Raw genomic sequence first — 9,932 nt, 5'->3', positions numbered from 1 at the left:
CGACCTTCCACTGGCCATAGCGCTTCAGCCAGGCGGCCTGCTTGTCCAGGGTGGCCTTGCCGGCCGGCTTCACGTCGAACTTGTCATAGTCGAAGAACACGCGGTCGCCGACATTGACCTGGAAGTCGTTCACCGAACCCGGCTGGATCGCGGTGGTGGCCGGCGCAGTGGCAGCCTGAGCCGGGCGAGCCGGGGCGGCGGCGGCACCAGTCGAACCGGTGTTGGCGGCAGTCTCCGGAGCCTTTTCGCAAGCGGCCAGGAACAGGCCCACAGCGGCAACGGCGAGGAACTTGGTGCCGAAGGTGTTGAGGCGCATAATGTTTTACCCCTCCAAGGGTTTGGTTTGGTGTTCAGGTACCTGTTGTAATCCTACTCGCAGACCACAACCATCGGCATTAATTCCTCAGGCCACGATCCGCCGCCATAAGCTCAACCGGACTCGGTCTGCGATCCATACCCGCAGGCAGTTTGTCTTTTGGACCACGTCACATGCCAACGGAAAAGCTCGCCGGAACCAACGGTTCTAGCCACTGCGTCACTTTTAATCATATCCACCGCCTAAACTCGAATCAAGGGGGTGAGATACAAACTACCACCATCTGCATGAATGCCGAAATACTGCGGCATTTCTGCAACAGTCCGGCGCCAAATCGCGTTAACGAATCAGCGCCGAGAGCGGCGACCAGGCCGGATCGGACCCATCTATCGGCGTCGCAATCTCGCGCTCGTTGAATCCGGTCAGGTCAATCGAGAATAAACGCACCCGCTGGCCGCGCCCGCGCGAATCGGAAGATCGCTCCCGGTAGAACATCAGCACGCGGCCATTCGGCGCCCAGGTTGGCGCTTCCTGCACCATCGGCGAGGTGCTGAGAATACGCTCGCCCGAGCCATCCGGCCGCATCACACCGATGGCGAAGGTGCCGCCGCCTTCCTTGGTGAAGGCGATCAGATCGCCGCGCGGCGACCAGACCGGGGTGGAATAGCGGCCCTGGCCAAAGCTGATGCGGCGCTGATTCGAACCATCGGCCTCCATCACATAAAGCTGCTTGGTGCCGCCACGGTCGGAATTGAAGGTGACCTGGCGCCCATCCGGCGAGAAGGAGGGCGACGTATCAATGGCCGCATCCGAGGTCAGGCGGCTACGCGCCCGGGTGCGCAAATCCATCATGTAGATGTCGGAATTGCCATCCACCGCCAGCGACATGATAACCCGGTTGCCATCCGGCGAAAAACGCGGCGCAAAGGTCATGCCGGGGAAGTCGCCCACCAGTTCCTGCTGCCCGGTATCGATATTGAACAGATACACACGCGGGCGGTCGTTGAAATACGACAGGTAGGTGATTTCCTGCTGGCTCGGGCTGAAACGCGGCGTCAGCACCAGGAAGCGGCCATCGGTGAGAAAGCGGTGATTCTCACTATCCTGGTCCATGATCGCCAGACGCTTGACGCGACGATCCGGCGGGCCGCTTTCGGCCACATAGACCACGCGGGTGTCAAAATAGCCGTCCTCGCCGGTCACTTTCTTATAGATCGCATCGGAGATCAGATGCGCCAGGCGGCGCCAGTTATCCGGCGTGGTGAACAGCGCCAGGCCGGTCATCTGCTGCTCAGCGGCAACATCCCAGAGGCGGAATTCACCACGCAGCCGGCCATCGGCCTGCAATTCGATACGCCCGGTGACCAGCGCATCCATGTTGATCACCCGCCAATCCTGGAAGCGCGGCTGCACCCGCATGGCGGCGGGCTGCTGGATATGCGCCTTGGGATCGGCCGGGGCGAACAGGCCGGAGCGTTCCAGATTGGCGCGGATCACACGCGCCACATCCAGGCCCAGCTTGCCGGCCTGCGCGTTATCGGCATCAAAATCGGAAATCGCGATCGGGATCGGCTTGATCGCGCCTTTGTTGATATCGATCTCAACCCGCGCCCAGGCTGGATTGGCGGCCAGGAGTAACAGGGCAAAGAATGCGGCGAGCTTCGGCATGGCGCTGGCGGTGCGTTTTACGAATTGCATTGCGTCCTCGGGTCGAAGTTCAAAACGATTTCCTGAGTGAATTTAGCGATATCGGTATTGGGCGGAAATTTGAACGGCACCGCCTTGTGCACAGCGCGGCGCGCCGCCTCGGCCGAGGCGCGATAGCTTTCCTGGGCATAAAGCCGCACCGCATCCAGCACTTCGGGCTGGGTTTTCAACGACCCATCCGGATTCAGCATGAACTGGATACGCACCACATGCTCGCGCGCATCGCGGCGGCCACAATCCAGATTCCACTTGTCGTAAATCTGGCTGGCGATGAAATCCTTTTCGCTGATCGATAGCGGCAGATTGGGATTGGACGGGCCATCGGCACGCGGTGCCGGCGGCGCCGGTGTGCGCTGCGCCACCTGCGGCTGAGCCGGTGCCGGGCTGGGCGGCGCGGGTGCCGGCTTCTGCATCTTGTTGACCAGGGCGGCCACCGAGCTGAAATCCGGCGCCTTGGCCTGGGTCTGCTGCGGCTTGGGCGGCTCGGGCTTGGGCTGTGGCTTGGGCGGTTCCGGCTTCGGCGGTTCCACCTTGGCTTCGGGTTTGGGCAACGGCTCAGGCGGCGGCGGTGCCGGCTTGGCGGCTTCCACCGGCTTGGGTTGCGGCTGTGGCGGCGGCGGAGGTGGCGGGGGCGGAGGCGGCGCGGCGGTCACCGGCTTGGGCGGCTCGGGCTTGGCTTCCGGCTTGGGCGGTTCCGGCTCAGGCTTCGGCGGCTCGACCTTGGCTTCAACCGGCAGCGGCTGCACCTTGGGCACATTGCTTTTTTCGGCGATAGGCGCCAGTTCGGCCAGGATCACCGGCGGCTCGGGAATACGCTCCGGCTCGTAATACGGCAGGCCAAATACCGCCACGGCGACAATCGTCGCGTGGAAGGCTGCCGAGTAGATATACGAACGACGCTCCACTGCCCTGACCCTCTACCCTAGCGCCGACGCGGATTGCTGCTGCTGTTGCCTTGGGGTGGATTACCGATCAGCGCCACCTTGGTGAAGCCGGCGGCATTCACCACCCCCATCACCTCCAGCACCTTGCCGTAATTCACCGCCTGATCACCACGCACAAAGATGCGGCGATCCAGCGCGCCATTGGCAATCGCCGTCAGGCGCGGCACCAGCTGCTCCAGATCAACCCCGGTTTCCTGCAAGAACACGCCGCCCTTGGAATCGATGGTGATGGTCAGCGGTTCATCCTGGCCCGGTATCGCCGAGGCCTGGGTTTTCGGCAGATCCACCTGCACACCCACAGTGAGCAGCGGCGCCGTGACCATGAACACAATCAGCAGCACCAGCATCACGTCGACCAGCGGCGTGACGTTGATATCCGACATCGGCCGCCGCCGCATGCGGTGGCCGCGCGAGGAGCCGCCTGCGAGTTGCGCGCCCATCAGGCAGCCTCTTCATCAAGCTGGCGGCTCATCAAAGCCTGGAATTCACCGGCAAATCCTTCCAGCCGGATATTCAGCCGGCCGAGGTCGTTGGAGAATTTATTGTAGGCCATCACCGCCGGGATCGCGGCAAGCAGGCCCAACGCCGTGGCGAACAGCGCTTCGGCGATGCCGGGCGCCACCACGGCCAGCGAGGTGTTTTTGCTGGCGGCGATCGAGTGGAAGGAATTCATGATGCCCCAGACAGTGCCGAACAAGCCGACAAAGGGCGCCACCGAACCGACCGAGGCGAGGAAGCCGAGATACCGTTCCAGGCGGTCCATCTCGCGGTCGATGGAAACCCGCATCACCTGGCTGATACGCACCTGCAACGAGCCAAGGCCCTGCTTGCCACGCACCAGGCCGCGCTCGGTGGAGCGGCGCCATTCGCGCATGGCGGCCACAAACAGCACCGCCATCGGATGCTGCGGCCCAAGCTGGTTGAGCCGGTCATACAGCGTGTCGAGCGAACCGCCAGACCAGAAATCATGCTCGAACTGATCCGTCTCGCGAATCGTGCGCCGGATTTTGATCAGCTTTTCGAAGATGATCGCCCAGGACCAGAAGGAGGCCAGGACCAGCATCAGCATAACGGATTTGACCACCCAGTCGGCCTGCAGAAACAGCGCCCACATCGACAGGTCGGCTGCGGGGGCATTGCCGGCAAGGGCCGCCGTACTCACTGTTCTATCCATAACGCCTCATTCCTTTTCAGTCCGGGTACCAGAAGATTGCGAAAAATTTGTTGAAAGTGTGGCAAATAGCGTCGAAATCGCCCGGGGGATGCGTTTCGGCCGCCCGGCCATGTCGATACAGGCCAGTGTCACCCGGGTTTTGGCCAGCAGATCCGCCCCACGCCACACGTTTTGGTCGAGCGCAAGCGTCGCCCCTCGCGCCTCATGCAGTGTCGTCGCCACAACCAGCTCATCATGCAGCCGGGCCGGCTTCAGGTAATCGACAACACAGCCGCGCACCGCGAAGGCGATGCCCTCCTGGCGCAACAGGCTTTCCTGGCTGATACCCTGGCGCAAAAGCACATCGGAACGCGCCCGCTCCACAAAACGCAGGTAATTGGCGTAATAGACGATGCCGGCGGCATCGGTATCCTCCCACTGCACCCGCAGCGGATAAAGCTGGCCCTGCGGCGCCGCTTCAGCCATTGCCGCCGCCCCCGATGCCATCCGGGTCGTCCAGCAGGCCAAGCTGGCCGATATCCGGCCGGTTCGGCACCGGCAGGCCAAGATGGCCAAAAGCCTGCGGCGTCAGCAGCCGGCCACGCGGTGTGCGTTGCAGGAAACCCTGCTGGATCAGATAGGGTTCGATGATGTCTTCCAGCGCGTCGCGCGGCTCTGACAAAGCGGCCGCAATGGTTTCCACCCCCACCGGGCCGCCGCTGAAATCGCGCGCAATGGTGCCGAGATAACGCCGGTCCATGGCATCCAGGCCACGCGCATCCACTTCCAGCCGGGTCAGGGCGGCATCGGCCTGCGCCGCGCCCACCACCTTGGCCCCGGCCACGGCGGCAAAATCACGCACCCGGCGCAGCAGCCGCCCGGCCACACGCGGCGTGCCACGCGCCCGCTTGGCAATTTCATGCGCGCCGGAAGCATCCAGATTGAGGCCCAGAATCCGCGCCCCGCGGCTGACGATGAATTCCAGTTCCGCCACTTCGTAGAAATTCAGCCGCAAAGGAATGCCAAAACGCTCCCGCAATGGCGTGGTGAGCAGGCCAGAGCGCGTGGTGGCGCCCACCAGGGTGAAGGGCGGCAGATCAATGCGCACACTGCGCGCCGAGGGCCCCTCGCCGATGATCAGATCAAGCTGAAAATCCTCCATCGCCGGATAGAGGATTTCCTCCACCGCCGGATTGAGCCGGTGGATTTCATCAATAAACAGCACATCGCGGGCTTCAAGATTGGTCAGTAACGCCGCCAGGTCGCCGGCCTTGGCGATCACCGGCCCGGAGGTGGCCTTGAAATTCACCCCCAATTCACGCGCCACGATCTGCGCCATGGTGGTTTTGCCCAGGCCCGGCGGGCCATGCAGCAGCACATGGTCCAGCGCCTCGCCGCGTTCGCGCGCGGCGGCGATAAAGATCGAAAGATTCTCACGCGCCCGGGCCTGGCCGACAAAATCCGCCAGCACCTGGGGCCGCAGATGGCGATCCAGTTCATCGCCCTCGGCGCTTTTGCCGGAAACCAGGCGGTTCGCCTCGCTCATTTCGCCAGTTCCTTCAGGCCGAGCCGGATCAGGCTGGAAACATCAGCCTTGTCGCCCAATTGCCGCGCTGCCACGGTAACGGCGCCAAAGGCATCCACCCGCTTGTAGCCCAGATTGACCAGGGCCGAGAGCGCATCGGCCACCGCACCCTGCCCTTCAACGGCGGCGCTTTCGCCAGCGCTTGGCAGCCCGGCAGCAGCCGCGCCCAGATCAAGCCCGCCCAGCTTGTCCTTCAATTCGGTGATCAGGCGCACAGCCAGCTTAGGCCCCACGCCGTCGCAGCGGGTCAGCATGGCCTTGTCGCCCGCCGCCAGCGCACGGGTCAGTTCATCGGTGCTGAGCGAACCAAGAATGGCCAGCGCCACTTTGGCGCCAACCCCTTGCACAGTCTGCAACAGGTTGAACCAGGCCCGTTCGGCCTGGGTCAGGAAACCGAACAGGTGGATATGGTCTTCACGCACATGGGTTTCGATAAACAACTGCACCGCCTGGCCCATCGGCGGCAGATTGCGCAGGGTGCGCGCAGAGGCAAAGACCTGATAGCCGACACCGCCAACATCGACGATGCAGCCGATCTCCGAAACGCTGTCGAGCAGACCTTTCAGCTTGGCGATCATCGGCCGGCCTGAATAAAGGCTGCGGTTTCGGCGGCACGGATGCGGCTCTGGGTGGTGGCCAGATGGGCATGGGTGATCGCCACCGCCAGGGCATCGGCGGCATCGGCGCCTTTGATCACCACACCGGGCAGCAGCCGCTTCAGCATGGCATGCACCTGATCCTTCTCGGCATGGCCGACGCCAACCACCGCCTTCTTGATCAGGTTGGGCGCATATTCCGCCACCGGCAGGCCGGCCTGGGCCGGCGCGAGCAGCACTACGCCGCGCGCCTGGCCCAGCTTCAGCGTGGAAGCCGGATTCTGGTTAACAAAGGTTTCCTCCACCGCCGCAGCCAGCGGCCGCCATTCCGCCAGCACTTCGGTCAAAGCGTCATGCAGGAAACGCAGGCGATAGGCCAGTTCCTCATCCGGGTTGATCCGGATGGTGCCATGGGCGATATGACGCAGCCGGTTGCCTTCGGCCTCGATCACGCCCCAGCCGGTGGCGCGCAGGCCGGGATCAAGACCGATGATGCGCTGCACGCCCGCCATAATCGGATCAGGAAGCGAGCTTGCTCAGCTCGGCCTCCGAAATCTCGAAATTGGCATAAACCTGCTGCACGTCGTCGGAATCCTCCAGCGTGTCGAGCATCTTGATCAGCGTCTCCACCTTGTCGCCGGCAATTGGCGTCAGGGTTTTCGGGCGCCACACGATACGCGCCGATTTCGGTTCGCCGATGGCCTTTTCCAGCGCTTCGCGCACGGCAGCAAAATCATCCTGGCTGCACACCACCTCATGCTCTTCGTCGCTCGATTGGCAATCCTCGGCGCCGGCTTCGATGGCGGCTTCCATCATCTTGTCGGCATTGGCGATGCTGGCCGGAAACACGATCAGGCCGATGCGATCAAACATGAACGACACCGAATTGGTTTCGCCCAGGGCGCCACCATTCTTGGAGAAGGCGGCGCGCACTTCGCCGGCAGTGCGGTTGCGGTTGTCGGTCAGCGCCTCAACAATCACGGCAACGCCGCCCGGGCCATAGCCCTCGTAGCGCACTTCCTCGTAATTATCCGCGCCATCGCCGCCGGCACCGCGCTTGATGGCGCGGTCCACGGTGTCCTTGGGCATATTGGCGGCGCGGGCCGCCTGGATTGCGGCGCGCAGGCGCGGATTGGTGGCCGGATCGGGCTGGCCCATCTTGGCCGCAGTGGTCAATTCGCGGATCAGCTTGGTGAAGACCTTGGCCTTCTTGGCATCCTGCGCACCCTTGCGGTGCATGATGTTCTTAAACTGGGAATGACCGGCCATGATCTACCTGCGCGGCAAGACGGGTTGAAACGGGGGAGCTTTAGCGAATCGGGCATGTTTACCATATTTTCCCGACCACCGGCAGCCCAACTGGGCGGTCGGGTATAGCCAGACCGGCTGAAAATGCAAGCCGGGGCGGCAGCGGCGGGCCTCAGGCTGCCCAGAGCGCGGCCAAACGGGCACGCAAAGCGGGCAAAACCTCGGCGGCGAACCAGGGCTGGCGTTTCTGCCAGGCGGTATTGCGCCAGGATGGATGCGGCAGCGGGAAAAAATCCGGTCCGAAAGCGGCAAAGCCGCGCACTGTCTCGGTCATGCTGCGGGTGCCGAGATAGCGCGCCTGGGCATAGGCGCCCACCAACAGGGTGAGCCGCACCGCCTTGAGCTGGGGCCGCAGGCGCGGATGCCAATGTGGCGCGCATTCCGGGCGCGGCGGCGCATCGCCGCCGTTTTTGTCACGCCCGGGATAACAGAAGCCCATCGGCATGATGGCGACCCGGCTCTGGTCGTAAAAGGCTGCGCGGTCCAGCCCCAGCCAGGCACGCAACTGGTCGCCGGAGCGGTCATTCCACGGCAGGCCGGTTTCATGCACCTTGGTACCCGGCGCCTGGCCGATAATCAGCAGCCGGGCGCGCGGATCAAGCCGCACCACCGGGCGCGGCCCCAAGGGCAGCGCATCGGCACAGAGCCGGCAGGCTGCAACATCGCTTAACAGCGCCTCAAGGCGCGGCTTGGGCAAGGCGGCCGCCCAGCCGCACCGGCTGGATACGGGTGGCCAGCCCGGTGCGGTCATCGGTTTCGAGATAGACCCCGCAAAGCGTGGCCTCGCCATTGGCCGGCTCGAAACGGCCGCCGGGAATCTTGCGCAGGAAACGGTTGAGCGGCTCGGTCTTTTCCATGCCGATCACGGAATTGTAGTCGCCACACATGCCGGCATCGGTCTGATAGGCGGTGCCGCCGGGCAGGATCTGCGCATCGGCAGTCGGAATATGGCTATGCGTGCCACAAACCATCGACACCCGGCCATCCAGGAAATGCCCCATCGCCATCTTTTCCGACGTGGCCTCGCCATGGATATCGACAATGATCGCATCCACGCTGGTGCCAAGGCGATGTTTTGCCAACTCGGCATCAATGCTGGCAAAGGGATCGTCCAGCGCATCCATGAACACACGGCCCATCACCTGCACCACCAGGATTTTTTTGCCCTGCACGGTGCTGAACATGGCGGCGCCGCGCCCCGGCGTGCCCTTTGGATAATTCAGCGGCCGGATCAACTTCTGATCGGACTGGATATAGGCCAGCGTCTCGCGCTGATCCCAGGCATGATTGCCGAGCACGATGGCATCAATGCCGGCTTCATAAAATTCGGCGCAGATGCGGCTGGTGATGCCAAAACCGGCAGCGGCATTCTCGCCATTCACCAGCACAAAATCCAAACCCCATTCCTGCCTCAGCGCCGGGATGCGGGCCACAACGGCATCGCGCCCGGACCGGCCGACAATATCGCCACAATACAGAAACTTCACCTAGACCCCGCTTTCCTGACCATCGCCCGGCTCTATGCGGCAGGATATAGCGCCGCGCTCGGTGACAACCCAATCCAAATCCTGATCCTCCTGCCGGCACGGCACCGCCGGCACCTGCTGCACGGCAAAAGCATAGCCCACAGCCAGCACCGCCTGCTGCTGCCGCAGGGCCGCCAGCGTGGCATCATAATAGCCGGCCCCCATGCCAAGCCGGCCGCCCCGGGCATCAAAGCCAAGCAGCGGCACTATAATCATGTCCGGGATCAGGGCCGGCGCTGCCGGGTCCGGTTCCAGGATGCCATAACGCCCCGGCCGCAGACTAGCAGCAGCGCCATCCCAAAGCCGGAAGGTCAGCGGCTGGCCCGGCGGCGGTGAAACCGGCAGCAGGATGCCGGCGCCGCATTCAGCGCGCAACCGCTGCAACAGCGGCCGCACATCCAGTTCATCACCCATCGGCCAGTAGCCCGCCACCACAAATCCCTGGCGCAAGGGAATGCCGGCCATGAAACGCTCGGCCGCCACAGCCGCAATCGCGGCGCCATTGGCAAGCGCCGCCTCGGCACGGCGCTGGCGCAGCTTGGCCCGCAACGTCGCCTTGGCGGCATGAATGGCGTCGGGCTGCGAAGCCGAAAGGGCAGACTGGGGCATGGTTGGGGCCGGGTTAAAAGCGAGTGGACGGTGCCCGCCATGGCCGTCGGCATGTATCCAACCTCTGTAGGCCTGGCGTACCAGGTGGGCGCCGTGTGCCCGAAGCCTCGGCTCCGGCCAGGGACAGCTCCCTAGAGATCAGCATTGGCCCCAGGGTTGCGAAAACCAAACGCACCGGGCAGGAACAC

General features: G+C 63.8%; 12 protein-coding genes, 1 other RNA gene and 1 pseudogene. All 14 read right to left on the bottom strand.

Annotation, left to right across the window (positions count from 1 at the left end; all coding sequences use genetic code 11):
• A pseudogene (locus KBB36_RS19860) lies at positions 1-316 on the bottom strand (hypothetical protein); the annotation flags it as partial.
• Between the two features lie 339 nt (positions 317-655).
• Positions 656-2,014, bottom strand: a complete 1,359-nt coding sequence (gene tolB / locus KBB36_RS19855) for a Tol-Pal system beta propeller repeat protein TolB (RefSeq protein ID WP_290985267.1) — start codon at positions 2,012-2,014, stop codon at positions 656-658.
• On the bottom strand, positions 2,002-2,928 hold the full coding sequence (locus KBB36_RS19850; RefSeq protein WP_290985265.1) for a hypothetical protein: 927 nt from the start codon (positions 2,926-2,928) through the stop codon (positions 2,002-2,004). Before KBB36_RS19850 ends, tolB begins: the two co-directional genes overlap by 13 nt.
• Before the next feature lie 17 nt (positions 2,929-2,945).
• A complete protein-coding gene (gene tolR / locus KBB36_RS19845) occupies positions 2,946-3,407 on the bottom strand; it encodes a protein TolR (protein ID WP_290985261.1) in 462 nt (153 codons plus the stop codon).
• Positions 3,407-4,141 (bottom strand): protein TolQ, encoded by a 735-nt coding sequence (gene tolQ / locus KBB36_RS19840; RefSeq protein WP_290985258.1) that lies wholly within the window; start codon positions 4,139-4,141, stop codon positions 3,407-3,409. Before tolQ ends, tolR begins: the two co-directional genes overlap by 1 nt.
• A 6-nt stretch (positions 4,142-4,147) precedes the next feature.
• Complete coding sequence (locus KBB36_RS19835; protein ID WP_290985255.1) at positions 4,148-4,606, bottom strand: YbgC/FadM family acyl-CoA thioesterase; 459 nt, start codon at positions 4,604-4,606, stop codon at positions 4,148-4,150.
• Positions 4,599-5,666 carry a Holliday junction branch migration DNA helicase RuvB gene (gene ruvB / locus KBB36_RS19830; RefSeq protein ID WP_290985252.1) on the bottom strand — a complete coding sequence of 356 codons (1,068 nt, stop codon included), beginning with the start codon at positions 5,664-5,666 and terminating at the stop codon, positions 4,599-4,601. The genes KBB36_RS19835 and ruvB overlap by 8 nt, the downstream gene beginning before the upstream one ends.
• A complete protein-coding gene (ruvA, locus tag KBB36_RS19825; RefSeq protein WP_290985249.1) occupies positions 5,663-6,283 on the bottom strand; it encodes a Holliday junction branch migration protein RuvA in 621 nt (206 codons plus the stop codon). The genes ruvB and ruvA overlap by 4 nt, the downstream gene beginning before the upstream one ends.
• Complete coding sequence (gene ruvC / locus KBB36_RS19820) at positions 6,280-6,813, bottom strand: crossover junction endodeoxyribonuclease RuvC (RefSeq protein WP_290985246.1); 534 nt, start codon at positions 6,811-6,813, stop codon at positions 6,280-6,282. The genes ruvA and ruvC overlap by 4 nt, the downstream gene beginning before the upstream one ends.
• 7 nt (positions 6,814-6,820) lie before the next feature.
• Positions 6,821-7,570 (bottom strand): YebC/PmpR family DNA-binding transcriptional regulator, encoded by a 750-nt coding sequence (locus KBB36_RS19815; protein WP_290985243.1) that lies wholly within the window; start codon positions 7,568-7,570, stop codon positions 6,821-6,823.
• 151 nt (positions 7,571-7,721) lie between these two features.
• Complete coding sequence (locus KBB36_RS19810; RefSeq protein ID WP_290985240.1) at positions 7,722-8,306, bottom strand: uracil-DNA glycosylase family protein; 585 nt, start codon at positions 8,304-8,306, stop codon at positions 7,722-7,724.
• Positions 8,287-9,096, bottom strand: coding sequence for a TIGR00282 family metallophosphoesterase (locus KBB36_RS19805; protein ID WP_290985237.1), 810 nt, complete (start codon positions 9,094-9,096; stop codon positions 8,287-8,289). Before KBB36_RS19805 ends, KBB36_RS19810 begins: the two co-directional genes overlap by 20 nt.
• Positions 9,097-9,744, bottom strand: coding sequence for a 5-formyltetrahydrofolate cyclo-ligase (locus tag KBB36_RS19800; protein ID WP_290985234.1), 648 nt, complete (start codon positions 9,742-9,744; stop codon positions 9,097-9,099).
• A 27-nt stretch (positions 9,745-9,771) separates the two neighbouring features.
• Positions 9,772-9,932: non-coding RNA, 6S RNA (gene ssrS, locus KBB36_RS19795), on the bottom strand.

It is taken from the genome of Ferrovibrio sp., from assembly GCF_017994015.1.
Classification (GTDB): domain Bacteria; phylum Pseudomonadota; class Alphaproteobacteria; order Ferrovibrionales; family Ferrovibrionaceae; genus Ferrovibrio.
Note: the sequence above shows the minus strand (reverse complement) of the source record. Positions and strands in the feature narration are given on the sequence as shown.

Bases quoted from the DNA above. Each gene is read 5' to 3' on its own strand.
- tolB (WP_290985267.1), bottom strand. From the start codon at position 2,014: ATGCAATTCGTAAAACGCACCGCCAGCGCCATGCCGAAGCTCGCCGCA.
- ruvA (WP_290985249.1), bottom strand. From the start codon at position 6,283: ATGATCGCCAAGCTGAAAGGTCTGCTCGACAGCGTTTCGGAGATCGGC.
- ruvB (WP_290985252.1), bottom strand. From the start codon at position 5,666: ATGAGCGAGGCGAACCGCCTGGTTTCCGGCAAAAGCGCCGAGGGCGAT.
- tolR (WP_290985261.1), bottom strand. From the start codon at position 3,407: ATGGGCGCGCAACTCGCAGGCGGCTCCTCGCGCGGCCACCGCATGCGG.
- KBB36_RS19815 (WP_290985243.1), bottom strand. From the start codon at position 7,570: ATGGCCGGTCATTCCCAGTTTAAGAACATCATGCACCGCAAGGGTGCG.
- KBB36_RS19800 (WP_290985234.1), bottom strand. From the start codon at position 9,744: ATGCCCCAGTCTGCCCTTTCGGCTTCGCAGCCCGACGCCATTCATGCC.
- ruvC (WP_290985246.1), bottom strand. From the start codon at position 6,813: ATGGCGGGCGTGCAGCGCATCATCGGTCTTGATCCCGGCCTGCGCGCC.
- tolQ (WP_290985258.1), bottom strand. From the start codon at position 4,141: ATGGATAGAACAGTGAGTACGGCGGCCCTTGCCGGCAATGCCCCCGCA.
- KBB36_RS19835 (WP_290985255.1), bottom strand. From the start codon at position 4,606: ATGGCTGAAGCGGCGCCGCAGGGCCAGCTTTATCCGCTGCGGGTGCAG.